A 24,209-nucleotide genomic window follows, 5' to 3' on the forward strand; every position below is an offset into this window, starting at 1 on the left:
TGCGCACTATGGCTTGAGAATCAGCACCGGCTCACCCTTCTTCACGATGTAAGTCGCCAGCTCCGACCCCTTCTCCGCACCCACATTTTTGGCGACATGCGCCACACCCTCAGGGATGAACAACGACTCCCCGGCTTTCAATGTCACGGGCGCCCGGCCTTCCAGTTGATATTCGAAGGTGCCACTGATCACGTAGGCAACTTCGACGCCGGGATGCGCATGCCGGGGCGAGGTCACGCCCGGTTCGAAATCGACGCGCGCCTGAATCACTTCGCGCTCGGCAGCACCAAGATCCTGACGAACCAGATCCGTGCGACTCAAGCCTTGTTGCCAGCTCTTGGCCGGTGCTTCAGCCGCGTGGGCGATGCCGATGATGGAAGCGAATAGCGCAGCGCTGGCCAGTAACAATGGACGATGCATGATGTTGCCCTCTCAAACGCAGTGGTGGTGTGACCGCTACTTTGAGAGCTGCGTGTATGGCTGATGTGTCGTAAACCCCGGGTTTATTGTTCGCGTGTGTCTGCGCGGCATCTTGATACACGCTTATACAAAGGTGTCTTGGCCGGGTGGCAGTGCCAACAGCCATGTCCTGAACGCCACGATCTTCTTCGATTGCGCCGTTTCATGGGGCGTTACCAGGTAGAAGCCCTGCTCATCTTTCAAGCGCAGATCGAACGGCACCACCAGACGGCCGGCCTGCAGATCGTCTTCGACATAGGTCGATCGGCCAATGCACACACCCTGCCCGTCAACGGCGGCTTGTACCGCCATCATCGCCAGGTCAAAAGTCAGGCGCGGGCCTTCTGCCAATTGCGCGGGTTGTCCGGCAGCACGCAGCCAGGCGCTCCAGTCACCGGCCGTTGCGCCACTGACTTGCAGCAATGTGTGACTGGCCAGGTCGGCGGGCGTGCGCAAGGTCTTCGCCAATGCCGGACTGCAAACCGGAAAAATCTCATCGGACATCAAAAAATCGCCACGCAAACCTTTCCAGTCACCGCGCCCGTAGCGAATGGCCGCATCGATAGTGCCTTTGCGAAAATCGACCAGCTCGGTGGAGGCGCTGATCCGCACATCGATAGTGGGAAACGCCTGCTGAAAGGACGGCAACCGCGGTAACAACCACTTCGATGCAACGGAGACCAAGGTACTGATGGTCAGCACGCTGTTATCGCGAGACTCGAGCAACTGTTCAGTCGCACGCACACCGGGCAAGTAAGCCTGGCCGTCTTCACTCAGTGCCAAACCCTCGTTGAGCCGCAGAAACAGCGGCACGCCCAGCTCCGCTTCGAGTCGGCGAATCTGGTGACTGACAGCGGTCTGAGTGACGTTGAGTTCCTCGGCAGCCTTGGTGAAGCTCATGTGCCGGGCGACTGCCTCAAAGGCACGCAATCCGTTAAGCGAGGGAAGCCGGACGGGCATGATGGTCAAGACTCATGAGATTTTGTCATACGCTAACACCGCAAATGACCTTTGCGAAAGCCGCTTGGGCAATGGAATCTGGCGCCTTCTCTCAGCAAGGAAAAGCCATGAAACTGTATTTTTCCCCCATGACCTGCTCGCTTTCCCCGCACATTGTGCTGCGGGAACTGGGTTTGCCGTTCGACCTGGTTCGCGTCAATAACCAGAGCAAACGTACCGCCGATGGCCATGACTTTCGTGAGATCAACCCGAAGGGATACGTTGCCGCGCTGGTTCTGGACAACGGCGAAGTACTGACGGAAGGGCCGGCGATCCTGCAGTTCCTGATTGATCAGGTGCCCGGCAACACGCTGGCGCCACCCCAGGGTTCGTGGGAGCGCACGCGTCTGCAGGAACATCTGAACTTCATCAGCACGGAAATTCACGGTGGCAGTGCACCGCTCTTCAATGCGCAGATTCCGGAATCGGTCAAAACGATTTTCCGCCACAGGCTGTTCAAGCGCCTGGATTACCTCAATGGGCAACTGTCGGCCCGGGACTACCTGATGAACCCATTCGGTGTCGCCGATGCTTACCTGTTCACCGTACTGATGTGGCTGCCGACCTTTGCCATCGACATACAAGACTGGCCGGCACTTGCTAGCTACATGCAGCGCATCGGCGCCCGCCCCAGCGTTCTTGCAGCCCTCGCGGCGGAGGCGGCGACGCAGCCTGTCTGACCGACCTCTGTCGCCATGAAACGGGCCATGTCGACGCTGGATCTGTAAACTGCGGCCATCTTCACTCGCTCAATCAAAGGATCAGCATGGCTAACCAAGACATCACCTTCACTCCGGATCCGGACGTCGACTCGATTTCCTCGGACGTCACCACGTTCAACGGGATCATGATGTCCACGCAGATTCCGACCCGTGCCGACGGCAGCCTGGAACTGGGCGATATCACCGCGCAAAGCCAATGCACCCTGCAAGCGCTGAAAGTTGCGCTGGAGCGTGCCGGCAGCTCGATGGATCGGGTGATGCACCTGACCATTTACCTGACCGACATGGCCGATCGCGCGGCATTCAACGAGGTTTACCAGCGCTTCTTCGCCAAGCCGTGGCCGGTGCGTGCGGCAGTGGGTGTGGCGTCGCTGGCGGTTGAAGGGATGCGCGTGGAAGTCACGGCGATGGCGGCCAAGGCCTGACTTCGCACCACCAAACCCTGTGGGAGCGAGCCTGCTCGCGAAAGCGTCCGTTCAGTCACCATTGATGCTGAATGTGATGGCCCCTTCGCGAGCGGGCTCGCTCCCACAGGGGGGTTGTGCAGTCTCAGTTGCCATCGGGCAGCACGGGCGTGCCGGACGCGTGTTTCACGGGTAGAATGCGCGCCTAACCGTGACAGCCTGACTAAAAAAACTATGTCCTTGCCCAAGCATCATCTGGAATTGCTCAGCCCTGCCCGCGATGTGGCCATCGCCCGTGAGGCGATCCTGCACGGCGCCGACGCCGTGTACATCGGTGGCCCGAGCTTCGGCGCACGCCACAACGCCTGTAACGAAGTTGGCGAAATCGCCGAACTGGTGGAATTTGCCCGCAAGTACCACGCGCGAATTTTCACCACCATCAACACCATCCTGCACGACAACGAACTGGAGCCAGCGCGCAAGCTGATCCATCAGTTGTACGACGCCGGTGTCGACGCGCTGATCGTTCAGGATCTGGGCGTGATGGAGCTGGACATTCCGCCGATCGAATTGCACGCCTCGACGCAGACCGACATCCGGACGCTGGAGCGAGCGAAGTTCCTCGATCAGGCCGGTTTCTCGCAACTGGTATTGGCCCGTGAGCTGAACCTGCAGGAAATCCGTGCGATCGCCGACGAAACCGACGCCGCCATCGAGTTCTTCATCCATGGTGCGTTGTGCGTGGCCTTCTCCGGCCAGTGCAACATCTCTCACGCGCAGACCGGTCGCAGTGCCAATCGTGGCGATTGCTCCCAGGCGTGCCGCTTGCCGTACACCCTCAAAGATGAAAAGGGTGGCGTGATCGCCTATGAAAAACACCTGCTGTCGATGAAAGACAACAACCAGAGCGCCAACATCCGCGCCCTGGTTGAAGCCGGTGTGCGCTCGTTCAAGATCGAAGGTCGCTACAAGGACATGGGCTATGTGAAGAACATCACCGCCTATTATCGCCAGCGCCTCGACGACGTGCTCGAAGACCGCCCGGACCTGGCCCGCGCCTCCAGCGGCCGCACCGCGCACTTCTTCCTGCCGGACCCGGAAAAGACTTTCCACCGTGGCAGCACCGATTACTTCGTCACCGATCGCAAGATCGACATCGGTGCTTTCGACTCGCCGACCTTCACCGGTCTGCCGGTGGGTATCGTCGAAAAAGTCGCCAAGCGTGACATGCAGGTCGTGACCCACGAGCCGCTGTCCAACGGTGATGGCCTCAACGTGCTGGTCAAGCGCGAAGTAGTCGGTTTCCGCGCCAATATCGCCGAAGCCAAAGGCGAGTTCGAAGAAGACGGCGAGAAGCGCTACCGCTATCGCGTCGAGCCGAACGAAATGCCGGAAGGCCTGTACAAGCTGCGCCCGAATCACCCGCTCAATCGCAACCTCGATCACAACTGGCAACAGGCGCTGCAGAAGACCTCTTCGGAGCGTCGCGTGGCCCTGAGCTGGGTCGCACGCCTGCGTGAAGAGCAGCTGGAAGTGACCGCCACCAGCGAAGAAGGCATCAGCGCCAGCGTCACCCTCGCCGGCCCGTTCGGCGTGGCCAACAAGCCGGAGCAAGCGCTGGAACAGTTACGCGACCTGCTCGGCCAGCTCGGCACCACGCAGTACCACGCCACCGACATCAAACTCGATGCGCCACAGGCGTTCTTCATCCCTAACTCGCAGCTCAAATCCCTGCGTCGTGAAGTGATCGAAGCCCTGACCGCCGCCCGTGTCGCCGCGCATCCGCGTGGTAGCCGCAAGGCTGAAACCAGTCCGCCGCCGGTGTACCCGGATTCGCACCTGACGTTCCTCGCCAACGTCTACAACCAGAAGGCGCGCGACTTCTACCACCGTCACGGTGTGAAGCTGATCGACGCGGCGTATGAAGCGCACGAAGAGCCAGGCGAAGTGCCGGTGATGATTACCAAGCACTGCCTGCGTTTCTCCTTCAACCTGTGCCCGAAGCAGGCGAAAGGCGTGACCGGCGTGCGCACCAAGGTTGCACCGATGCAGTTGATTCATGGCGATGAAGTGCTGACGCTGAAGTTCGATTGCAAGCCGTGCGAGATGCACATCATCGGCAAGATGAAAGGCCACATTCTCAACCTGCCGCAGCCGGGCAGCGTGGTCGGCCACATCAGCCCTGAAGACCTGATGAAAACCATCCCGCGCGCACCGCACTGAGTGGACGGCGTGCGCGGTGCTCCGGCGCCGCGCACGCCTGCCCTGCTTTATCGGGCCAAATCGCAGGCATAAAAAAACGCCAACTTCTTGCGAAGTTGGCGTTTTTTTCGAATATGGCAGGGGCGGCTGGATTCGAACCAACGCATGGCAGGATCAAAACCTGCTGCCTTACCGCTTGGCGACGCCCCTACTGCTCTGTCCAGCTACTTCGTTAGGTTCGCTGTGAGAACGGGGCGCAATTTACCAAGGTTTTTTGGCTTTGGGAAGCGCGAAGTGAAATATTTTTTGTTTTAAAACAGCGACTTATTATTTTGGCCTGAATCAGGCCCATGCTGAGTCGGTTTCGCCGCCGTGTATCTCACTGTGTACGAACCCCATCGCGACACATCGACTTTCAACAAAGCCGTTCTTCGACACAGGCCAGATACGTCTCCGCGCTCAAATGCACTCAAGGTTTCAGGTGTTCATTCAGAACCCTTGGCCAAAAGCTCGCAAAGGAGACGTCACAATGAAGATGGCACTGCACACCCGCAAAACCGCGTTCGGTTTGTCGATTCTGGCTTTGTCGTTGTTCGGCGCTTTTGGCAACGCTCAGGCGCAAACCGCTGAACCTTCCGCCGTCAGTTATTCCGCGCCCTCGCCTTTCGGCCCGCTCAAGCATGTGAAGGCTGGCGTGCTCGACGTTGCCTACGCCGAAACCGGCCCCGCCGACGGCCCGGCGGTGATCCTGCTGCACGGCTGGCCCTACGACATCCACAGTTACGATGAAGTCGCGCCGTTGCTCGCGGCCAAGGGTTATCGGGTGTTGATGCCCTATGCGCGGGGTTATGGCGATACGCAGTTCCTCTCCAAAGACACCCTGCGCAATGGTCAACCGGCGGCGCTGGCCAGCGATGTCATCGACTTCATGGACGCGCTTAAGATCAAGCAAGCCGTGCTCGGTGGCTATGACTGGGGCGCGCGTTCGGCGGACATCGTTTCGGCGTTATGGCCAGAACGGGTGAAAGCTTTGGTTTCGGTCAGTGGCTATCTGATCGGCAATCAGGCCGCCGGGCAGAACCCGTTGCCGCCCAAGGCGGAATTGCAGTGGTGGTATCAGTTCTACTTTGCGACTGACCGTGGCCGCGCAGGTTACGAAAAGAACACCCATGATTTCGCCAAACTGATCTGGCAACTGGCTTCGCCGCAATGGAAGTTCGATGACGCCACGTTCGACCGCAGCGCCAAGGCGCTGGAGAACCCGGATCATGTCGATATCACCGTGTTCAACTACCGCTGGCGTCTGGGCCTGGTGCAGGGTGAAGCGAAGTACGCCGCGCTGGAGCAGAAGCTCGCCACCGCACCGTCGATCAGCGTGCCGACCATTACCCTTGAAGGCGACGCCAACGGTGCACCGCACCCGGCGCCGGAGGATTACGCCAAGCGTTTCACCGGCAAGTATCAGTTCCGCTTGATCAATGGCGGGATTGGCCACAACTTGCCGCAGGAAGATCCGCAGGCGTTTGCCAAGGCTGTAATTGATGCGGATCACCTGTAGAAACTAAAAAGCAGTCAGCCGCGAAGGCTGACTGCTTGATTATTTGAGGATGGGATTAAGGGATGGTCACGGTTTGCAGATGCTTTGCCTGAACGGGCGTCATCGCGAGCAGGCTCACTCCTACAGGGGGAACGCATTTCAAATGTAGGAGTGAGCCTGCTCGCGATCACGCCCGACCAGACACCGGCGCGATCACTCGGTTGGCGCAACCAGATCCAACGCCTTGTTCACCGCCAACTCCCCCAACATGACCACTTGCGCAATGCCCAGCAGGGTATGGCGATTTGGCCCTTCCAGCATTCCGGCAAAATTACCGAGCATGACCGACGCGGACGCCAACGATCCGCAAGCGTTGGTGAGTAACGCCTCGGTGTCGGCTTGCGGGTTGGCCATGAACAGAGCATTGGGCGTGTAGGGTGTGGCCATGATTGCGGCAGGCAACAGGTAATGGTCAAGCGCACGTTCTGCCGCTTCGTGAAGTTTTCTTGAATTGGGCGATGCGTACGGGGACACCAGGTCTGTGACCGGTGGTTCGGGTGGCTGAGACATCAGCTGAAACTCCAGACAAGAACCGCTTCGGGTTCTTTGATAGAAGGCGTGAAGCGCCGCGATTGCGGACGCTTCCGTGCAAATGAGGGGGCACACCCCCTCACCTATCTGCATCGCGACTAGTGCGGCAAGCGCTGGTTATCCAGAACTCGGCCGACCACCAGCTCACTGAGCATGATCACCTGTTGCAGGATCAGCATCTTTTTGCGCTGTGAAGGGTCAATCGAATCGGCGAGATCGCGGGCCATGTCACTGGCAGAGGACAAGGTTTCAGTGGCTTCGACGAGCAAGGTTTCGTTATCCACCGTCGGGTCGATTAGGTAAATCTTGCCGGTCTTGCGGGTGGGTATTGAAGTCTTCTGCGCGGAAGGATTGAGGTAGAAATTGATCGCGCGTTCGGTGGCCTCTTTGATGTTTCGAGGTTCGAGTGCGGCGTCGTAGGGGATGGGATCGGTTTCTGGCGGGTTTGGCGTAATTTTGAACATGAAGGACTCTTTGTCTTGAAAGTATTGAAGAGCCGTCACTTTCGCTACCAAACGAAGGGTGGCGGCCACACGTGGGTTGGTAGACCGGTCAAGACAGAGTAAACCCCGGCGCCCCCGAAAGGGCCCCACGCATGGCCACCATATAAAACCGAGTCCCAAAAAAGAGACCGCATAAGGTGATGCAATACGGGCTGTCAAGAAACGGGCTACCAAACCCGATCACTGTTTTGCAGTGACAGGGAAACGATACAGCCCGCCTCAAGGCGCGTAAGCCGGCGGATTCTGGCGTACGCGTAGGCAACGGCGCAAGGTGTTGTAGCCGTTATGGCGTAACAGTGCGTGTAAGTTAAACGTGTGTGGGTGATGGTGTTTAAGAGCCCCTCACCCTAGCCCTCTCCCTGAGGGAGAGGGAACTGACCGGGGTGTTTGGGCGAGGTACGCCGACGTGGGATATCGCGGTGAATTTGGTGAGGAAGCGGTTAGTGCCGCCTGCAAATTCCCTCACCCTAGCCCTCTCCCTGAGGGAGAGGGGACTGACCGGGGTGTTTGGGGGAGGTACGCCGACGTGGGATATCGAGGTGAATTCAGGTGGGTAACGGCTTGGGTTATTTGACCAGTCGTTTCTCTTTGGAGGGTCTGTAGCCGAAATATGAGCTGTAGCATTTGCTGAAATGGCTTGGGGAAACGAAGCCGCACGCTACGAGCACTTCCACTTGTGACAGCTCGGTGTGTTGCAGCAAACGCCTTGCTTCGGTGATGCGCAGTTCCAGGTAATAACGCTGCGGGGTGGTGCCCAATTGTTCCTTGAACAAGCGCTCCAGCTGACGACGGGATCGGCCGGCATACACCGCCAGTTGCTCCAGCTCCAGCGGTTCCTCCAGATTGGCATCCATCAGTTTCACCACCTCCCGTAGCGGCGCACTGACGCAGAGGTTTTCATCCGGTTTGATTCGCCGGTAGCGCGATTCCTCGAACGCCAGAATGTCTTCGATACCCTCGACCAAGGCTTTGCCGTGCAAGCCCTTGATCCAGTCCAGCGCCATATGGAAAGCCCCGGACGGACTCGATGCGGTGAGGCGATCACGATCAATCACATAGGGTTCGCTGCTGACATGGGTAGTTTTGGCAATTTCAGTCAGCGCCGGGCGATGCTCCGGGTGGATCGCGCAACGGTAGCCATCGAGCAGCCCGGCGCGGCCGAGAAACCACGAACCGTTCCACAACCCGGCGAGACTGATGCCCCGCTCCGCTGCGGCCCTCAGCAAATGAATAAACTCATCACTCGCGCGCAGTTCGGTGCGATACCCGCCACAAACCACCAGCAAATCCAGTTGCTGAAGCGCGGCAGCATCAAGACGTGCATCAGGCCGGATGACTAGGCCCAGATCACTGATGACCTCGCCATCGCCAAGGCCAAACGTGCGCGACGAAAACAACCCCGGGCGCAACAGATTGGTGGTGACAACCGTATCCAGCGCTTGGGTAAAGGCCGGCAATGAAAAGTGTTCGAGCAGCAGAAAACCGGTGCGGGTCATGCGCGGGTCATCCGCGCTTTGCTCATTCAGATAGCGGAGGTTTTTCCCCTTCATGCCTCCGCTGAATTGGCGTCGTTCGATCAAGTTATGGTCCATCGGTATGTTGTTATGCGGCGATAGTTGGCTCGAATGGCGTCAGAGTCAATCACCTGTCGTTGCTCGCAATCGCGGCCGATCGATCACCGGGTCATGCTGCGCCATTACCTCGACAATCCAGTCGATGAACACCCGCAGCTTCAGGCTGACATGGCGGTTCGGCGGATACGCAATATAGAGCGGCATCGGGTCGAGCTGCCAGCCTTCGAACAGTGGCACCAATTCTCCAGACTTTTCGTGGCTTTTCGACATGTACTTGGGTAACCACAGTACGCCCATGCCCGCTAAACCTGCCGCGAGGTAGGCATTGCCGTCATCGACCGCGAGCACATGGCGGCCCTTGATGTGCAACTGCTCGACATCGTTGTGCAAGGCGTAGGGCACCGGTTTGCCAGTGCGCGCCCAGAGGAAGGCGACCACGCGATGTCGAGAGTTTTCCAGTTCGCGCGGATGGGCAGGCGTACCTTCGCGCTCCAGATAGGCAGGCGCGGCAAACACGCCTAATGGCAGATCAGCGATCTTGCGTGCCATCAACGACTGGTCGAGCAACTCACCACCGCGCACCACGCAATCAACGTTCTCATCGATGATGTCGACGATGCGATCGCTGACGCCCATGTCGATCTGGATGTCCGGGTAACGCGCATGAAACTGCGGCAATGCCGGCACCAGAATCAGCCGCGCGAACGGGCTCGGTACGTCAATGCGCAAACGCCCGCGTGGCATTGAAGCGGCGCCGGGCAGGCTGGTTTCCGCATCGTCCATGTCGGCCAACAGCTTGATCACCCGTTCGTAATAAACCGCGCCGTCGGCGGTGACGTTGACCTTGCGCGTGGTGCGGTTGAGCAGCTTGACCCGCAGGCGCGCCTCCAGTTGTTGCACGAGTTGGGTGACGGTGGTCTTGCTCATGTGCAGGGTTTCGGCGGCTTTGGTGAAGCTCCCGGCCTCGACCACCCGGGCGAACGCCTGCATTGCGTCAAATCGGTCCACGATTGAGCCTCTGATTGTTTGCGATTCACAAACAGTGAACGCCAAGCTTGCGCGTTTATCGCCCGGCTGCAAATACCTAAAGTGACTTCATCAACTCACTGATGGAGACACCCATGACCCAGCGCGATGTTGTTTTCCCGCCTGCCCGCCGCGCACTTTACGAGCGCCATCGTTACTCGCCGGCGGTGCGTTCCAACGGTTTTCTGTTTGTCTCGGGGCAAGTCGGCAGCACCGAGGACGGTACGCCAGAGCCAGACCTGAAAAACCAGGTGCGTCAGGCTTTCAGCAATTTGAATGCGATCCTCAATGAAGCCGGGTGCACGTTCGACGACGTGGTCGACGTCACCGTGTTCATCGTTGATCCGCAGGCGAAGTTCGAAACGATCTGGAATCTGGTGCTGACGGAGTTCTGGGGCGAGGCGCCGCACCCGACCGCCACCGCGATTGGTGTGACGTGGCTGTATGGCTTTGATTTCGAGATCAAGGTGATCGCCAGACTGCCCGAAGCGGCCTGATCGTCAGGTCGATTTGCAGCGTGGGCCGACTGTCTTCAGACTGTCGGCCCTTCAGTCTTTGCGGCATCCGTCATGCCTGAGTCATTGCTCAAACCGGCCCTGCCCGGCATCGCCCTGCGTCGTTGGCGCCTGTTGCATCGCGTCAAGCAAAGCCATGCCGCCGAGATGTTCAACGTCACCCAATCGACCATTTCCCGTTGGGAAAGCGGCGTGCAGGCGATGGAGCCGGCGGCACATCAACAGCTTGAGCATCTGCTGGCCGCCCGCCTGGACACGGCTGCCGACCAAGCCCTCGCCCGACTTGTGCGCGAGAGCACGCGACCGGTGCACCTGGTCTGCGACCTCACCCACCGCTTGCTGGCCTGTTCCCCGGCCCGTGCCGCGCAGTTCGCCAGTCCGCTGAGCGAATGGCTCGGGCAATCGCTGTGGCGTTTCGTGACGCCGGAAATTGCCCGCAACGAACGGGCGCTCGACTCCCTCGGCTGGCGCGAACTGCAGGCGCCACCGGCGCTGGAGTTTGTCACCGGCAATAACGACTCCGACCTTGTGCCGATCCGCCAGAGTCTGTGCCGCTGGACGCGTATTTCATTGTCCGACGGCACTGCCGCGCGGCTGGTCGAGACGCTCTGAACGCATATTTTATGCGTGGACGCTTTGTCGCCACGGCTCTAGGCTTGCTCCTCGGTTCCACCACCGGGCAAGTTTATGGACCTCGAAAAAATCAGCGCACGCCTTGAATTCCTCCGCGACGCAGAACGGCTCAAGGACGTCCTCAGAAGCGCACACACCTCAAATGGCCGCAACGAAAGCACCGCCGAACACAGCTGGCGCCTGTGCCTGATGGCGATGGTATTCGCCGATGAACTGGTCGGGCTCGATCTGCTGAAAGTACTGAAAATGTGCGTGATTCACGACTTGGGCGAAGCGCTCAATGGTGATATCCCGGCGGTCGATCAGACAGCTTTTCCGCACAAGAGCGAGCAGGAGCGCAACGATCTGTTGTTGCTGACCCGCACACTCGATGATGCCCTGAGCAACGAGATTCTTGCGTTGTGGGACGACTACGAACATGCCCGGTCTGCCGAAGCCAAAGCGGTCAAGGCACTGGACAAGCTGGAAACCCTGTTGCAACACACTCAGGGCCAGAACCCGGCGGATTTCGACTACCGCTTCAATCTGACCTACGGCAAGCAGCACACCAGTGCCGCACCGATTTTCGCCGCACTGCGCGGCCTCATCGATCAGGACACTCAGGCAAGAATCCAGCAAGCGAAGTGAACTCGTCGCGTCCGGCATCGCTCGCGCCCAGGCGAACAATGTGATCAACGCTCGCCTTCAAGGGTTGTCCGGCTTACAAAATTCACATCTGTTGATGCTGGTCTTTGACGCCTCGAGTGCGTATAACCTCGCCGTTTCGTCTACCCTGAGTTTGCGCCTCACGTCGCCACTTCAGCCCTTTTGATGCTCACGAAACGGAGAATTCCATGCTCAAACGAACCCTGGCACTGACCGCCGGCCTGGCCCTGTCCTTTTCTACTTTGGTGGTGCAAGCCGCCGACGTTTTGCGCGTCAGCGCGATTCCCGACGAAGCCCCGACCGAACTGCTGCGCAAATTCGAACCACTGGGTACTTATCTGGAACAGCAACTGGGCATGAAAGTGCAGTTCGTACCGGTGGCCGACTATCCAGCGGTGGTTGAAGCCCTCGCGACTGATCGCCTCGACATGGCCTGGCTCGGCGGTTTTACCTTTGTGCAGGCGCGTTTGAAGACTGATGCAACCACGCCAGTCATTCCGCTGGTTCAGCGCGAGCAGGATGCGCAGTTCACCAGCAAATTCATCACCGCTGACCCGAACGTGAAAAGCCTGGCGGATCTGAAGGGCAAGACATTCGCTTTCGGTTCGGTGTCGTCCACCTCCGGCAGCCTGATGCCGCGTTATTTCATGCTGAAGAACGACAACATCAAACCTGAAGCTTATTTCAGCCGCGTCGCCTACTCCGGCGCCCACGATGCCACCGTGGCCTGGGTGCAGGCCGGCAAGGTCGACGCTGGTGTCCTGAACGCCAGCGTCTGGCAGAAACTGGTGGATGCCGGCAAGGTCGACACCAACAAGGTCAAAGTCTTCGCCACCACCCCGACCTACTTCGATTACAACTGGACCGTGCGCGGCACCCTCGACCCGGCGCTGGCGGCGAAGATCAAGAAAGCCTTCCTCGATCTGGACCCGGCCAACCCGGAGCAGAAAAAGATTCTTGATCTGCAAGCGGCCAGCCGCTTTATCGACACCAAGCCTGAGAACTACAAGGGCATCGAGGAAGCCGCCCGCGCTGCCGAACTGCTGAAATGATCCTGAGCCTCAAACAGGGCAGCTTGCGCCACGCTAATGGAGTCGACGCCCTGCGCGGTGTCGACGTGCAGATTGGCGTTGGCGAACAGGTCGCCATCATTGGCCCGTCCGGGGCCGGTAAATCGAGTTTGCTCAACCTGCTGGCCACCGCATTGCGTCCCAGCAGCGGCGAGATCGAAGTGCTCGGCGAGCGTGCCTGGCACTTGTCCGCCCGCCAGCGTCAGCGTCTGCGCGCGCGCATTGGTCTGGTGCATCAGGCACCGCCGTTGCCGCCACGTCAGCGTGTGATCACAGCGGTACTTGCCGGCAAACTCGGCCAATGGAGTCTGGGCAAAAGTCTTCTGAACCTGTTGCATCCACTGGATGTAGCCGGTGCACGTGCAGCGCTGGCGCGACTGGATCTGGGCGAAAAACTGTTCGCCCATTGCCAGCAATTGTCCGGCGGCCAGTTGCAGCGTGTCGGCATTGCCCGCGTGTTGTATCAGGCGCCGGAAATCCTCTTGGCCGACGAGCCGGTGTCGGCCATGGACCCGGTCATGGCCGGGCATACCCTGTCGATCCTCTCGCGGCATGCCCGCGAGCACAACGTCACGCTGGTGGCGAGCCTGCATGCGGTGGATCTGGCGTTGTCGCATTTCCCTCGGATCATCGGTCTGCGCGACGGGCAGATTCTGTTCGACAGCCCTTCTGATCAAGTCAGCCACGAGATGCTCGATGCGCTGTACGCCAACGAAAAACTGCAATCGCCAGTCGCTACGGTTGCGCCTTTGACTGTGCAGATTCCACGATGCTGAAAGCCGATTCACGGGATCCCGCGGCGTGGCCACGGCTGCTGCTGACACTGTTGGCGATTGCCTTGCTGTGGCCGGGCATTCAGCTCAGCGAGCTGGATCTGGGCGTGTTGCTCCCCGACAGCCAGAATGAAATGGGCCGTTTTGTTGCGCAGTTCTGGCCGCCGGCGCACGACGAAGGGTTTCTCCAGTTACTGCTCAAAGCCACCCTGCAAACCTTGGCCATCGCCACCGCCGGTATGGCTTTGGCGTTGTTGCTGGCAATACCGGCGGGCCTGATCGCCAGTCGCGCGCTGTCGCTGTCCGCCGCTTCGCGCGGTGGTGTGCCCAGTCGATTGGGGCGTTTGCTGCGCTGGCCGGTACGCGGCTTGCTGATTTTTTTGCGCAGCGTGCCGGAAATCGTCTGGGCGCTGTTGTTTGTACGCGCCGTCGGGCTGGGCCCAGCCGCCGGTGTGCTGGCCATCGCCATCACCTACAGCGGCATGCTCGGCAAGGTCTACGCGGAGATTTTCGAGTCCACTGATCAGCGCCCGGCGCACGTGCTGTTGCAGGCCGGCAGTGGCCGACTGGCGGCGTTTGCTTACGGCACGTTGCCCAATGTCGCCGGGGAACTGCTCTCCTACACGGTTTATCGCTGGGAATGCGCGATCCGCGCCTCGGTGGTGATGGGTTTTGTCGGCGCCGGCGGTTTGGGGCAGCAGATCGACCTGTCGATCCGCATGTTCGCCGGCGGTGAGGTCGCCAGTATCCTGCTGTGTTTCCTGGTGCTGGTATTGGCCGCCGACCAACTCAGCCGTTTGCTGCGTTGGAGGCTGACATGAATCGCCTGATCAATCTGCTGCTGATCGCCGGCATCGCGTTGGCGGTCATCGCGTCCTTCGCTTATCTGGGACTGGATCTCGGTGAACTGGGCAGCGCCACCAGTCTCAAGCAGATGGGCGCGTATGTGCAGCGCTTTCTCAGCCCGGATCTGAGCGCCGATTACCTCAAGGCAATCTTCCATGGTTCGCTGGAAACGTTGGCCATGTCGGCCCTCGGCACCCTGCTCGCCGCGGTGTTCGGCATCGTTCTCGCCCTACCCGCCGCCGGGCGTTGCGGCTGGCCGCTGCAAAGTGCCTCGCGCTTGCTGCTCAACGCCTTGCGGGCGATTCCGGAACTGGTCTGGGCCGCACTGATGGTGCTCGCCGCCGGCCTCGGCCCGAACGCTGGCACCCTCGCCCTCGCCCTGCACACCACCGGCGTGCTCGGTCGTTTGTTCGCCGAAGCACTGGAAAACACCCCGCCACAACCGGCCGAAGCCATTCGCTTGCAGGGCGGCAATCCGATCCTGGCCCTCTGCTACGGCACTTTGCCGAATCTCGCCCCGCAACTGCTGGCGTACATTTTGTATCGCTGGGAAAACAACATCCGCATGGCCAGCGTGCTGGGTTTTGTCGGTGCCGGCGGGCTGGGGCAGATGCTCTATGTGAGCCTCAGCCTGTTTCAGGAAGCCCAGGCCAGTACGGTGATTCTGGCAATGCTGGTGCTGGTGTTTGTGGTCGACTGGCTGAGTGCGTGGAGTCGGCAGCGCTGGGTGAAGGCCTAGTAGGCAGGCCGACGGCTGGATATCTGGCAAAAGCTGATTATGCTTCAGGAAACCCTGCAGCAATGCGAGGCGGTCAGACTGTGCAAGTTTCACGCGAGAGCAGTTGCGGCATACGCCACAAGGCCAGAGTGCGATAAGCGGTAACGGGGGACTCCGGCCTACAACAATAAGCACGACGGAGAACACCCATGGCCACAATCGACACAGCATCCACCGGCAGTCCACCGCGCAGCGGCGGCATCACCAAGGAGGAGCGCAAGGTCATCTTCGCTTCGTCCTTGGGCACGGTTTTCGAGTGGTACGACTTTTACCTCTACGGCTCACTGGCGGCGATCATTGCCAAGCACTTCTTCGCCGGTGTCAACGAAACCACCGCGTTCATCTTTGCCCTGCTCGCCTTTGCCGCCGGCTTCGCGGTGCGGCCGTTCGGGGCGATTGTGTTCGGCCGGCTCGGCGACATGATCGGGCGCAAGCACACGTTCCTCATCACCATCGTCATCATGGGTGTGTCGACAGCGATTGTCGGTATTTTGCCCGGCTACGCGACCATCGGTGTCGCTGCCCCGGTCATCCTGATTACTCTGCGCCTGCTGCAAGGTCTGGCGCTGGGTGGCGAGTATGGCGGCGCCGCGACCTACGTGGCCGAGCACGCACCGCGCAACAAACGCGGCTTCTTCACGTCGTGGATTCAAACCACCGCGACCCTCGGCCTGTTTCTGTCGCTGCTGGTGATCCTCGCCTGCCGCACGGCGCTGGGCACCGAAGCCTTCGAAGCGTGGGGCTGGCGGATTCCGTTTCTGCTGTCGATCCTGCTGTTGATCGTCTCGGTGTACATCCGCCTGCAACTGAGCGAGTCGCCGGTGTTCCAGAAAATGAAGGCCGAAGGCAAGGCGTCGAAAGCGCCGCTGACCGAATCCTTTGCGCGCTGGGACAACCTCAAAGTGGTGATCATGTCATTGCTCGGCGGTACGGCCGGGCAAGCGGTGGTCTGGTACACCGGGCAGTTCTATGCGCTGTTTTTCCTGCTGCAGACGCTGAAGATCGACCCGCAGACCGCCAACCTGCTGATTGCCGGCTCGTTGCTGATCGGCACGCCGTTCTTCGTGATTTTCGGCAGTCTTTCCGACCGCATCGGGCGCAAGCCGATCATCATGGCCGGCTGTATTCTGGCGGCGCTGACCTACTTCCCGATCTTCCACGCGCTGACCCAGTACGGTAACCCCGATGTGTTCATCGCTCAGGAGAAGAACCCGGTCAAAGTGATCGCCAACCCCGACCAGTGCTCCTTCCAGTTCGATCCGGTGGGCAAGGCCAAATTCACCAGCTCCTGCGACCTGGCTAAAACCCTGCTGGCGAAACGGGCGATCCCGTATGAGAACGTGATCGCCGAACCCGGCACCGTCGCGCAAGTGCGCATCGGTGACAAAGTCGTCGAGAGTTTCGAAGGCAGCGCCCTGACGGCCGCCGACTTCAAGGCCCGCAACGATGCGTTCACCGCGACCCTCGGCACTGCACTCAAAGAAGCCGGTTATCCGGAGAAAGCCGATCCGGCGAAAACCAACTACCCGATGGTGTTGCTCCTGCTGACCGTGCTGGTGATCTACGTGACCATGGTCTACGGCCCGATCGCGGCGTGGCTGGTCGAGCTGTTCCCGACCCGCATCCGCTACACCTCGATGTCGCTGCCGTATCACATCGGCAACGGCTGGTTCGGTGGCTTCCTGCCGACGGTGGCTTTCGCCATGGTTGCCGCGACCGGGGATATCTACTACGGCTTGTGGTATCCGATCGTGATAGCGGTGATGACGGCGGTGCTGGGCACGTTCTTCCTGCCGGAAACCAAGGATCGCGACATTCTCAAGGACTGAAAACCATCAGCGCGCCCTCTCCATCGCGGGAGGGCGCCATTCGGCACAGCCTGGCAAAAATATCGAACGCCTGCCGCACTGCCCGCCTCCAATGTCTACACCACTGGAGGTCACCAACATGAACAGCGACGATAAAACCCCGAACGCCCCGCCCACCGATACGTCCGGCAAACCGGTGAACGTAGTCGAGCGCGATCTTGAAGACCGGGACGATGACACCGAAGCTGTGGATGAAGTCATCACGCCCTCGTCCACAAGAGTGAAGGAGCAAGACGCCGAGACGCTGCAGCGCAAGATCGATGAGATCGAACGCAAAGTGGCCGACGGTAATTAGTGTTTTTGCAGGCGATCGCAACAGTCTGCTGAATCTCCCCCTCACCCCAGCCCTCTCCCCCAAGGGGCGAGGGGGAAAGGGAGCCGATTTGTGTGCTCTTCAAATCTTGCGTTCAACTCGGTATTTCAAGTCGGTGTCATTTGCATGAACAGCTCGATCGGTCCCCTCTCCCCCAAGGGCGAGGAGGAAAGGGAGCCGATTTGTGTGCTCTTCAAATCTTGCGTTCAACTCGGTATTTCAAGTCGGTGTCATTTGCATGAACAGCTCGATCAGTCCCCTCTCCCCCAAGAGCGAGGAGGAAAGGGAGCCGATTTGTGTGCTCTTCAAATCTTGCGTTCAACTCGGTATTTCAAGTCGGTGTTACTTGCACAAACACCTCGGTCAGTCCCCTCTCCCCCAAGAGCGAGGGGGAAAGGGAGCCGATCTGTGTGCTCTTAAAATCTTGCGTTCAACTCGGTATTTCAAGTCGGCGTAGCTTGCGCGAGCAACGCGGTCAGTCCCCTCTCCCTCTGGGAGAGGGCTAGGGTGAGGGCTTCTTCGCCGGGTTGAGTTTCACGGCCGCACATATCTGCTCCCAATCGGCCGTCAGTGCGGCCAGCGTCAAGGCGTTGCCCAGCGCTGCGCCGCTGGCGGTGTTGTCGAATATGCACCAGGTCGCTGCACCTGCTGCGGCCGCTGATTGCAGAGCTTGTGCGAGGTCTAGCAGATAAGTTGAATCGTAGGCGCTGTGGTAAATGCGCGGTGAACCGTGCAGTCGCCAATACCGGGTTCCCGCCCAGCCCCTGGGCGCCGCATCACTGCTGATGCGCGAGGGATCGACGGCCGCTTGGGCGATCTGAAAAGTCATCAACATCGGCTCAGCAGTGACCCATGATTCATGCCGTGGCTCGAGCACCACAGGGCCGGAAAACCGCTGACGCAGTGTCGTGAAAAAGGCTTCGGCGATGGTGGCGTCGAACACCAGTGATGGCGGCAATTGCACAAGCAAGCAGCCGAGGCGCTCGCCCAACCCACCGCACTCAGCCAGGAGTTTATCCAGCGCCGCCTCGCAACCCGCCAGGCGTAATTCATGGGTGATGTGTTTGGGCATTTTCACCGAAAAGCGAAACGCCTCCGGTACGCCATCTGACCAGCGTTCATAGGTTTGCCGACGATGCGGGCGGTAGAACGAGCTGTTGATTTCCACGCCGTTGAGGCGCGCGGCGTAGCGCTGTAAATGCGAACCTTCCACCGGAAATGCCGGCCAATGCTCGCGCCCCAGACTCCAGCCTGCACAGCCCACATAAATCAAAAGTCCACCTCCTGACCTGTAGGAGCTGCCGAAGGCTGCGATCTTTTGATTTTGTTTTTAAAGATCAAGATCAAAAGATCGCAGCCTCCGGCAGCTCCTACAGTTGTCTGTCGATTAACCGGTTATTTTTTGCCGGGCAACACGGCGCCGAGTACCTGTTTAGCGGTCTGCACGATCACCCCGGCCTCATCCGGATCGCCCTTGAGCAACGTCGTGGCGAATTTCTTCGCCTGTTCAAGTTTGATGTGCGGTGGCAAGGGCGGCACGTTCGGGTCGGTCTTGAACTCGATCACCACCGGCACCTCCGAGGCCAGTGCCTTTTCCCAGGCAGCGGCGACGTCTTCTTCGCGATCGACAAAAATGCCTTTCAGGCCAATGGAAATGGCAAACAAGTGATAAGGCACGTCCGGAATACTCTGCGAAGCTTCAAACTTCGGATCGCCGTCCATCACCCGCTGTTCCCAAGTGACCTGATTGAGATCCTCGTTGTTGAACACCGCGCAAATCCATTTCGGACTTGCCCATTGCCGCCAGTATTTGGCGACGGTAATCAGTTCGGCCATGTTGTTCATCTGCATCGCACCATCGCCCACCAGCGCAATGACCGCACGCTCGGGGTAAGCGAATTTGGCGGCAATGGCGTAAGGCACTGCCGCACCCATGGACGCCAGGCCACCGGACAATGAGCACTGCATGCCACGGCGGATCTTCAGATCGCGGGCAAACCAGTTGGCGCAGGAGCCGGAGTCGCTGGTGATGATGGCCGCATCGGGCAGGCGCGGCGACAGCTCATACACCACCCTTTGCGGGTTGACCGGGTCGGCTTTGGCCATCGCACGTCTTTCCAGGGTTTTTTCCCAGCTTCCGCGCCAGCCTTCGATTTTCTTGCGCCATTTGTTTGAGGTTTTCTGTTCGAGCAGCGGCAATAACGCGGCAAGGGTTTCTGTCGAGTCGCCGAGCAGATTGACCTCCATCGGATAGCGCAGGCTGAGCATGTCGGGCTGCAAATCGATCTGCACGCCACGGGCCTGACCTTCCTTGGGCAAAAACTCCGCGTAGGGAAAGCCCGAACCTATCATCAGCAACGTGTCGCATTCGCTCATCAATTTGTAACTGGGTTCAGTGCCCAGCAAGCCAATGCTGCCGGTGACCCAAGGCAGATCGTCGGGTAGCGCGGCTTTGCCCAGCAGCGCCTTGGCAACGCCGGCGCCGAGTTTTTCCGCCACCGCGATGACTTGATCAGTCGCCTGCAAGGCCCCGGCGCCGACCAGGATCGCAACCTTTTCTCCGGCGTTCAAAACGTCGGCCGCGCGCTGCAGATCAGCGTCGTACGGCACTACTTTCGGTTTCGTGTAACCGACACCGGAATGGGCGGTGCCATGCTCGCGCGCCGGCGCTTCGTATTTCAGCTCCTGCAAATCGTTGGGCAGAATGAGCGCGGTCACCCGGCGCTCACCGACTGCGGTGCGTACTGCACGGTCAAGCAGATGCCGCACCTGTGAAGGCGCCGAAGCCTGCTGCACAAACGCCCCGGCGACATCCTTGAACATCGACACCAGATCGAGTTCTTGCTGATAGTGACTGCCGAGCGCCGTGCGCGCCTGTTGACCGACGATGGCCAACACCGGCATGTGATCCATGCGCGCATCGTAGAGGCCGGTGATCAGGTGCGAAGCGCCGGGGCCGGAAGTGGCGATGCACACACCCAACTCACCGGTGAACTTGGCATGCGCCGAGGCCATGAACGCAGCCATTTCTTCATGCCGCGCCTGGACGAATTCGATTTTTCCCTTGGCCCGGCTGAGCGCGCCGAATACGCCGTTGATGCCATCACCCGGATAGCCAAAAATCCGCGTAACGCCCCATTCGCTGAGCCGCTCAACCAGAAAATCTCCCACTGTCATCGTCATCTCGATCCTCGTCTTTCTCCGCTGCATGGAGCTGCCCCGACACAACATCCGCCGGGAGGTGTAAGGGTCTGGACAGTGAGCTTGTCGGCGAAGTTTCGATGGATTTCCCTGAGCCGGTTGTTGTTTGCGGATAAAACCGTCAGGACGGCACAATGCGCGCATCGATAATCGCAAGGAGCAAAGACATGGATTTCCCAGCAGCATGGCGCAGCCAGTTTGCCGGTGCAGCCAGCGAACAGCAGACCATTGGTGAATCCCGCGCTGATGTCTGGCGGATCACGCCTGCAGGGGCGGCGCCGCAATTCGTTAAAACCGAGCAGGTGATGACCTGGGGCGAGTTACCCGGTGAAGTGCTGCGGTTACGCTGGATGGCGACTCAGAATTTGCCGGCGCCGCGTGTGCTCGACACCGCCACGGAAGCGGAACACAATTGGCTGTTGATGACCGCCGTGCCGGGGCGGGATCTGGCCAGCAGCGCGGATCTCTCACCTCAGCAGATCGTCACGCTCGCCGCAGAGGCCTTGCACACATTGCACACGGTCGCGATCGATAGCTGCCCGTTCGATCACTGCCTGGAGCAGAAGATCAAAAGGGCCCGCGAACACCTGCTCGCCGGGTTGATCGACGAACAAGACTTCGACGATTCGCGCCTTGGCCAATCTGCCGAAGCAGTGTTCCAGCAGATGCTCGCCGCACGCCCGACGCACGAGGATCTGGTGGTGACCCACGGCGACGCGTGCCTGCCCAATCTGCTCGCTGACGATGGCCGCTTCAGCGGGTTTGTCGACTGCGGACGGCTGGGCGTCGCTGACCGTTATCAGGATCTGGCGTTGGCCGCCCACAGCATCACGAACAACCTTGGCGAGCAGTGGCTGGCGTTGTTTTTCGAGGTGTATGGCGTGAAGCCGGATCTACAGCGGATCGCCTTTTATCAGTTGCTTGACGAGTTTTTCTGAGGCATCCACAGACCTGCCAGTTTGCGGTGAGGCCATTCGCGAGCAGGCTCGCTCCCACAGGGAAATGCGTTCCAAATGTGGAAGCGAGCGTGCTCGCGAAGACGTCAGAACAGTCACTACTGACGTGGAGGCTTTCAACGATGCGGATGCACCGTCCACGCCACCAGTTTGATCACGATCGGCCGCACGACGAGGATGCACAGGAACGCGATCGGCATCGCCAGCTTGTAGGCGTGCAAGGCATTACTCAGGTAGTCGTTATCAATTCCCGAGTTGGCGGCCGTGATCACCAGCGACATCAGAAAGGCCATGATCGTTGCCATGTACAACGCAAACACATACGGCGTGGCACGCGGCGACAGCTTGCGGCGCCCGATGATCATGGCTTCGGCGTTTGTTCTTTGATTCATATGGCTTTTCCATCCATTGACAGGGAGACCGCACGTTAGCAAAGCCGCCCCCGAGCAACTAGACGCTCAACCGCAGGTACTTTATAAAGCAGAACTTACGAATCAAACCTCAGCGGGCCATGGATGAATCTGTTAGCGGCGATTGCCAGTTTTATCAAAGTGGTCGAGTCCGGCTCCATCGTCGGCGCCGCGAAGACGCTGGGCGTCAGCGCGGCGGCGGTGAGCCAGACGATCAATCGGCTGGAAGCGCACCTCGGCGTACGTCTGCTGCAACGCACCACGCGCAGCATGGCGCTGACTGAAAACGGCGCGGTGTACTACGAGAAGGTCCGGCGCATCGCCGCCGATCTGGAGGCCGCGCAAAGCTCGATCAACAACGATGAAACCGAGCTGCAAGGCCGGCTGAGCATTGCCTCCACCTCAGCGTTCGGCCGCCATGTGCTGGCGCCACTGATCGCCAGTTTTGGCGCACAGCACCCGCGCCTGCTGATTGAACTCTCGACCACCAACGGCAAGATCAACCATATCCAGGACGGCATCGACCTGAGCCTGCGAATCAAGCCGCAACTGGAGGACGGCATCGTCGCGCGCAAGATCGTTTCACTGCCCTTCATCATGTGCGCCGCGCCGGCCTATCTTCAGCGCGCCGGGCGCCCGCAATCGCCGGACGATTTGCAAAACCATGCCTGCCTCGCGTTTCGTTATCCCTTGGACGGACGTTTTCTGCGCTGGACTTTCATGCGCGACGGCCAGCGTTTCGACGCGCCTGTCAATGCCACCGCCATCAGTGATGACATCGATGCCCTGGCGCAAATGGCAGTCCGCGGGGCCGGGGTCACGCGACTGGCGGAGTTTGTGGCGGCGCCGTATCTGGCGAGCGGGCAATTGGTGCCGCTGTTTGAACACAGCGTCGTCCAGCCAATGGACATCTACGCCTGCGTCCAGGAACGCGCGGCGATGACGCCCAAGGTCAAAGCCTTTCTGGATTATCTGGGCGCGCATCTGGCCACGCGCTGGCCGATGGAAAATGTTTAAGACGCGGGGCCCAAAGAGGCTCGCTGAACCGCGCGAAATCAGTCAAAGTCCACCTCGCCAAAACGGTCCATCACGGAAGATAACAACAATGAAAAAGTCTCTCGGCGCGCTGCTTCTGATCGGCTTGAGCTGCCACGCAATCGCTGACGCCCAACCCGTTGGTTTCCAGTACGCCACGCTGGCGGATCCGCGCAACGAGCGCCCGCTGGAAATGGTCGTCTGGTACCCCGGTTCGACCACGGCCAAGACACCGCAGATGTTCGGCGACAACCCGGTCTTCGTTGGCGCACCGGCGGTGCTCGACGCCCCGGCCGCCAAGGGCGAGCATCCATTGGTGGTGCTGTCCCACGGCAATGGCGGAAGCTGGATCAACCAGACCTGGCTGGCCAGTGCGCTGGCGCATCAGGGTTACATCGTCGCGGCAGTCAACCATCCCGGCACCACCAGCCGCGATCGCAGCCCACAAGCGGCGGCACAACTGTGGCAACGTCCGGTCGACCTCAGCCGGGCCATTGATGCTGTGACGGCGCAACCGGAAAAATTCGGCGCGGTGGCCAAGGATCGAATTGCCATTGTCGGCCATTCACTCGGCGGCTGGACCGTGCTCGAAGCCGGCGGCGCGCGCTTCGACCCCGAGCGTTTTGCCGAAGACTGCAAAATCCATCCGCAACTGGCCAGTTGCACGGCGTACCAACAGATGAACACGGCAAGCACTGCGCAATCGAAAGCCCGACTGGCCGCCGACTGGCGTGACAAGCGCGTCACTGCCGTGGTTTCACTGGACCTGGGTCTGTCGCGCGGGATGACCGATGCCAGCCTGGCAAACTACCCCGTGCCGATCCTGGTGATCGCTGCCGGTGTACCGTCGAAAGAGCTGCCCGCTCAGCTGGAATCTGTCGATTTGGCCAAACGCCTGCCGAAAACCTCATCGCGTTTCGTCGAGATCAGCGACGCCAGTCACTTCAGTTTCATGGCAATCTGCAAACCTGGCGCCGTGGCCATGCTCGACGAGGATGTACCGGGCGACAGCATCATCTGCACCGATGGCGAGGGCGGCCGGCCACGCGCGCAGATCCAGCAGCAAGTGGTTTCCCTTATCACCGATTTCCTCGCGCAGTCACCTGACAGTCAGAAACAAACCGTCACTTACAAGGAACCGCAATAACA

Annotated in this window: 25 protein-coding genes and 1 tRNA gene; 16 read left to right on the forward strand and 10 right to left on the reverse strand. The window is 59.9% G+C overall.

Annotated elements, in window-relative coordinates; all coding sequences use genetic code 11:
- Positions 1-6: 6 nt before the first annotated feature.
- Both ACRRSD_RS02130 and ACRRSD_RS02135 read right to left on the reverse strand, forming a co-directional pair.
- Positions 7-420 carry a cupin domain-containing protein gene (locus ACRRSD_RS02130; protein WP_435036903.1) on the reverse strand — a complete coding sequence of 138 codons (414 nt, stop codon included), beginning with the start codon at positions 418-420 and terminating at the stop codon, positions 7-9.
- 123 nt (positions 421-543) lie between these two features.
- Positions 544-1,419: a transcriptional regulator GcvA gene (locus ACRRSD_RS02135; RefSeq protein WP_435036904.1), complete on the reverse strand. Its 876-nt coding sequence runs from the start codon at positions 1,417-1,419 to the stop codon at positions 544-546.
- Between the two features lie 107 nt (positions 1,420-1,526).
- Between ACRRSD_RS02135 and gstA the strand changes: the two genes are divergently transcribed.
- From gstA to ACRRSD_RS02150, 3 genes are all read left to right on the forward strand, one after another.
- Positions 1,527-2,138, forward strand: coding sequence for a glutathione transferase GstA (gene gstA, locus ACRRSD_RS02140; RefSeq protein ID WP_435036905.1), 612 nt, complete (start codon positions 1,527-1,529; stop codon positions 2,136-2,138).
- Positions 2,139-2,224: 86 nt separating this feature from the next.
- On the forward strand, positions 2,225-2,605 hold the full coding sequence (locus ACRRSD_RS02145) for a RidA family protein (protein WP_435036906.1): 381 nt from the start codon (positions 2,225-2,227) through the stop codon (positions 2,603-2,605).
- A gap of 213 nt (positions 2,606-2,818) precedes the next feature.
- On the forward strand, positions 2,819-4,807 hold the full coding sequence (locus ACRRSD_RS02150; RefSeq protein ID WP_435036907.1) for a peptidase U32 family protein: 1,989 nt from the start codon (positions 2,819-2,821) through the stop codon (positions 4,805-4,807).
- Between the two features lie 114 nt (positions 4,808-4,921).
- Here ACRRSD_RS02150 and ACRRSD_RS02155 read toward each other — a convergent pair.
- A tRNA-Gln gene (locus ACRRSD_RS02155) sits at positions 4,922-4,996 on the reverse strand.
- A 319-nt stretch (positions 4,997-5,315) separates the two neighbouring features.
- On the opposite strand from ACRRSD_RS02155, the gene ACRRSD_RS02160 reads away from it, so the two are divergent.
- Positions 5,316-6,344 (forward strand): alpha/beta fold hydrolase, encoded by a 1,029-nt coding sequence (locus ACRRSD_RS02160; RefSeq protein WP_435036908.1) that lies wholly within the window; start codon positions 5,316-5,318, stop codon positions 6,342-6,344.
- A 192-nt stretch (positions 6,345-6,536) separates the two neighbouring features.
- On the opposite strand, the gene ACRRSD_RS02165 is transcribed toward ACRRSD_RS02160, so the two are convergent.
- The 4 genes from ACRRSD_RS02165 to ACRRSD_RS02180 all read right to left on the reverse strand — a co-directional run bounded on the left by ACRRSD_RS02165 (position 6,537) and on the right by ACRRSD_RS02180 (position 9,999).
- Complete coding sequence (locus tag ACRRSD_RS02165) at positions 6,537-6,893, reverse strand: DUF6124 family protein (RefSeq protein ID WP_435036909.1); 357 nt, start codon at positions 6,891-6,893, stop codon at positions 6,537-6,539.
- A 119-nt stretch (positions 6,894-7,012) separates the two neighbouring features.
- Positions 7,013-7,378: a DUF6124 family protein gene (locus tag ACRRSD_RS02170; RefSeq protein WP_137216857.1), complete on the reverse strand. Its 366-nt coding sequence runs from the start codon at positions 7,376-7,378 to the stop codon at positions 7,013-7,015.
- A gap of 605 nt (positions 7,379-7,983) precedes the next feature.
- The gene (locus tag ACRRSD_RS02175) at positions 7,984-9,009 is read right to left on the reverse strand and encodes a GlxA family transcriptional regulator (RefSeq protein WP_435036910.1); all 1,026 of its coding nucleotides are present in this window, start codon (positions 9,007-9,009) and stop codon (positions 7,984-7,986) included.
- 45 nt (positions 9,010-9,054) lie between these two features.
- On the reverse strand, positions 9,055-9,999 hold the full coding sequence (locus tag ACRRSD_RS02180; protein WP_435036911.1) for a LysR substrate-binding domain-containing protein: 945 nt from the start codon (positions 9,997-9,999) through the stop codon (positions 9,055-9,057).
- Positions 10,000-10,112: 113 nt separating this feature from the next.
- Between ACRRSD_RS02180 and ACRRSD_RS02185 the strand changes: the two genes are divergently transcribed.
- The 9 genes from ACRRSD_RS02185 (at position 10,113) to ACRRSD_RS02225 (ending at position 17,440) form a co-directional block, all read left to right on the forward strand.
- Positions 10,113-10,514 (forward strand): RidA family protein, encoded by a 402-nt coding sequence (locus ACRRSD_RS02185; RefSeq protein ID WP_435036912.1) that lies wholly within the window; start codon positions 10,113-10,115, stop codon positions 10,512-10,514.
- A gap of 72 nt (positions 10,515-10,586) precedes the next feature.
- Entirely contained in the window at positions 10,587-11,144 is a 558-nt protein-coding gene (locus ACRRSD_RS02190) for a helix-turn-helix domain-containing protein (RefSeq protein ID WP_435036913.1), read from the forward strand.
- A 75-nt stretch (positions 11,145-11,219) separates the two neighbouring features.
- Positions 11,220-11,792, forward strand: coding sequence for an HD domain-containing protein (locus ACRRSD_RS02195; protein ID WP_435036914.1), 573 nt, complete (start codon positions 11,220-11,222; stop codon positions 11,790-11,792).
- A gap of 206 nt (positions 11,793-11,998) precedes the next feature.
- Positions 11,999-12,862: a putative selenate ABC transporter substrate-binding protein gene (locus tag ACRRSD_RS02200; protein ID WP_435036915.1), complete on the forward strand. Its 864-nt coding sequence runs from the start codon at positions 11,999-12,001 to the stop codon at positions 12,860-12,862.
- Entirely contained in the window at positions 12,859-13,656 is a 798-nt protein-coding gene (locus ACRRSD_RS02205) for a phosphonate ABC transporter ATP-binding protein (protein WP_435036916.1), read from the forward strand. The genes ACRRSD_RS02200 and ACRRSD_RS02205 overlap by 4 nt, the downstream gene beginning before the upstream one ends.
- Positions 13,650-14,474, forward strand: coding sequence for a PhnE/PtxC family ABC transporter permease (locus tag ACRRSD_RS02210; protein ID WP_435036917.1), 825 nt, complete (start codon positions 13,650-13,652; stop codon positions 14,472-14,474). Before ACRRSD_RS02205 ends, ACRRSD_RS02210 begins: the two co-directional genes overlap by 7 nt.
- Entirely contained in the window at positions 14,471-15,238 is a 768-nt protein-coding gene (gene phnE, locus ACRRSD_RS02215; protein ID WP_435036918.1) for a phosphonate ABC transporter, permease protein PhnE, read from the forward strand. The genes ACRRSD_RS02210 and phnE overlap by 4 nt, the downstream gene beginning before the upstream one ends.
- 188 nt (positions 15,239-15,426) lie before the next feature.
- Positions 15,427-17,106 (forward strand): MFS transporter, encoded by a 1,680-nt coding sequence (locus ACRRSD_RS02220; protein WP_435036919.1) that lies wholly within the window; start codon positions 15,427-15,429, stop codon positions 17,104-17,106.
- Between the two features lie 118 nt (positions 17,107-17,224).
- Positions 17,225-17,440: a hypothetical protein gene (locus ACRRSD_RS02225; RefSeq protein WP_150774739.1), complete on the forward strand. Its 216-nt coding sequence runs from the start codon at positions 17,225-17,227 to the stop codon at positions 17,438-17,440.
- Positions 17,441-17,960: 520 nt separating this feature from the next.
- On the opposite strand, the gene ACRRSD_RS02230 is transcribed toward ACRRSD_RS02225, so the two are convergent.
- Positions 17,961-18,731 (reverse strand): DUF72 domain-containing protein, encoded by a 771-nt coding sequence (locus ACRRSD_RS02230; RefSeq protein ID WP_435036920.1) that lies wholly within the window; start codon positions 18,729-18,731, stop codon positions 17,961-17,963.
- A gap of 122 nt (positions 18,732-18,853) precedes the next feature.
- Complete coding sequence (locus tag ACRRSD_RS02235) at positions 18,854-20,641, reverse strand: thiamine pyrophosphate-requiring protein (RefSeq protein WP_435036921.1); 1,788 nt, start codon at positions 20,639-20,641, stop codon at positions 18,854-18,856.
- A gap of 185 nt (positions 20,642-20,826) precedes the next feature.
- Between ACRRSD_RS02235 and ACRRSD_RS02240 the strand changes: the two genes are divergently transcribed.
- Positions 20,827-21,597 (forward strand): APH(3')-II family aminoglycoside O-phosphotransferase, encoded by a 771-nt coding sequence (locus tag ACRRSD_RS02240; protein WP_435036922.1) that lies wholly within the window; start codon positions 20,827-20,829, stop codon positions 21,595-21,597.
- A gap of 134 nt (positions 21,598-21,731) precedes the next feature.
- On the opposite strand, the gene ACRRSD_RS02245 is transcribed toward ACRRSD_RS02240, so the two are convergent.
- Positions 21,732-22,007 carry a DUF2798 domain-containing protein gene (locus ACRRSD_RS02245; RefSeq protein WP_435036923.1) on the reverse strand — a complete coding sequence of 92 codons (276 nt, stop codon included), beginning with the start codon at positions 22,005-22,007 and terminating at the stop codon, positions 21,732-21,734.
- Positions 22,008-22,130: 123 nt separating this feature from the next.
- Between ACRRSD_RS02245 and ACRRSD_RS02250 the strand changes: the two genes are divergently transcribed.
- Positions 22,131-23,042 (forward strand): LysR substrate-binding domain-containing protein, encoded by a 912-nt coding sequence (locus ACRRSD_RS02250; RefSeq protein ID WP_435036924.1) that lies wholly within the window; start codon positions 22,131-22,133, stop codon positions 23,040-23,042.
- 88 nt (positions 23,043-23,130) lie between these two features.
- The gene (locus ACRRSD_RS02255) at positions 23,131-24,207 is read left to right on the forward strand and encodes an alpha/beta hydrolase family protein (RefSeq protein WP_435036925.1); all 1,077 of its coding nucleotides are present in this window, start codon (positions 23,131-23,133) and stop codon (positions 24,205-24,207) included.
- Positions 24,208-24,209 lie beyond the last annotated feature (2 nt).

Source organism: Pseudomonas neuropathica (genome assembly GCF_051174785.1).
GTDB lineage: Bacteria > Pseudomonadota > Gammaproteobacteria > Pseudomonadales > Pseudomonadaceae > Aquipseudomonas > Aquipseudomonas neuropathica_A.

Excerpts from the sequence above, each read along its gene's own strand:
- ACRRSD_RS02205 (WP_435036916.1), top strand. The coding sequence starts at position 12,859 with ATGATCCTGAGCCTCAAACAGGGCAGCTTGCGCCACGCTAATGGAGTC.
- ACRRSD_RS02150 (WP_435036907.1), top strand. The coding sequence starts at position 2,819 with ATGTCCTTGCCCAAGCATCATCTGGAATTGCTCAGCCCTGCCCGCGAT.
- ACRRSD_RS02185 (WP_435036912.1), top strand. The coding sequence starts at position 10,113 with ATGACCCAGCGCGATGTTGTTTTCCCGCCTGCCCGCCGCGCACTTTAC.
- ACRRSD_RS02195 (WP_435036914.1), top strand. The coding sequence starts at position 11,220 with ATGGACCTCGAAAAAATCAGCGCACGCCTTGAATTCCTCCGCGACGCA.
- ACRRSD_RS02135 (WP_435036904.1), bottom strand. The coding sequence starts at position 1,419 with ATGCCCGTCCGGCTTCCCTCGCTTAACGGATTGCGTGCCTTTGAGGCA.
- ACRRSD_RS02210 (WP_435036917.1), top strand. The coding sequence starts at position 13,650 with ATGCTGAAAGCCGATTCACGGGATCCCGCGGCGTGGCCACGGCTGCTG.
- ACRRSD_RS02145 (WP_435036906.1), top strand. The coding sequence starts at position 2,225 with ATGGCTAACCAAGACATCACCTTCACTCCGGATCCGGACGTCGACTCG.
- phnE (WP_435036918.1), top strand. The coding sequence starts at position 14,471 with ATGAATCGCCTGATCAATCTGCTGCTGATCGCCGGCATCGCGTTGGCG.
- ACRRSD_RS02245 (WP_435036923.1), bottom strand. The coding sequence starts at position 22,007 with ATGAATCAAAGAACAAACGCCGAAGCCATGATCATCGGGCGCCGCAAG.
- ACRRSD_RS02175 (WP_435036910.1), bottom strand. The coding sequence starts at position 9,009 with ATGGACCATAACTTGATCGAACGACGCCAATTCAGCGGAGGCATGAAG.
- ACRRSD_RS02130 (WP_435036903.1), bottom strand. The coding sequence starts at position 420 with ATGCATCGTCCATTGTTACTGGCCAGCGCTGCGCTATTCGCTTCCATC.
- ACRRSD_RS02235 (WP_435036921.1), bottom strand. The coding sequence starts at position 20,641 with ATGACGATGACAGTGGGAGATTTTCTGGTTGAGCGGCTCAGCGAATGG.
- ACRRSD_RS02250 (WP_435036924.1), top strand. The coding sequence starts at position 22,131 with ATGAATCTGTTAGCGGCGATTGCCAGTTTTATCAAAGTGGTCGAGTCC.
- ACRRSD_RS02170 (WP_137216857.1), bottom strand. The coding sequence starts at position 7,378 with ATGTTCAAAATTACGCCAAACCCGCCAGAAACCGATCCCATCCCCTAC.
- ACRRSD_RS02165 (WP_435036909.1), bottom strand. The coding sequence starts at position 6,893 with ATGTCTCAGCCACCCGAACCACCGGTCACAGACCTGGTGTCCCCGTAC.
- ACRRSD_RS02255 (WP_435036925.1), top strand. The coding sequence starts at position 23,131 with ATGAAAAAGTCTCTCGGCGCGCTGCTTCTGATCGGCTTGAGCTGCCAC.
- ACRRSD_RS02225 (WP_150774739.1), top strand. The coding sequence starts at position 17,225 with ATGAACAGCGACGATAAAACCCCGAACGCCCCGCCCACCGATACGTCC.
- ACRRSD_RS02240 (WP_435036922.1), top strand. The coding sequence starts at position 20,827 with ATGGATTTCCCAGCAGCATGGCGCAGCCAGTTTGCCGGTGCAGCCAGC.
- gstA (WP_435036905.1), top strand. The coding sequence starts at position 1,527 with ATGAAACTGTATTTTTCCCCCATGACCTGCTCGCTTTCCCCGCACATT.
- ACRRSD_RS02220 (WP_435036919.1), top strand. The coding sequence starts at position 15,427 with ATGGCCACAATCGACACAGCATCCACCGGCAGTCCACCGCGCAGCGGC.
- ACRRSD_RS02160 (WP_435036908.1), top strand. The coding sequence starts at position 5,316 with ATGAAGATGGCACTGCACACCCGCAAAACCGCGTTCGGTTTGTCGATT.
- ACRRSD_RS02190 (WP_435036913.1), top strand. The coding sequence starts at position 10,587 with ATGCCTGAGTCATTGCTCAAACCGGCCCTGCCCGGCATCGCCCTGCGT.
- ACRRSD_RS02200 (WP_435036915.1), top strand. The coding sequence starts at position 11,999 with ATGCTCAAACGAACCCTGGCACTGACCGCCGGCCTGGCCCTGTCCTTT.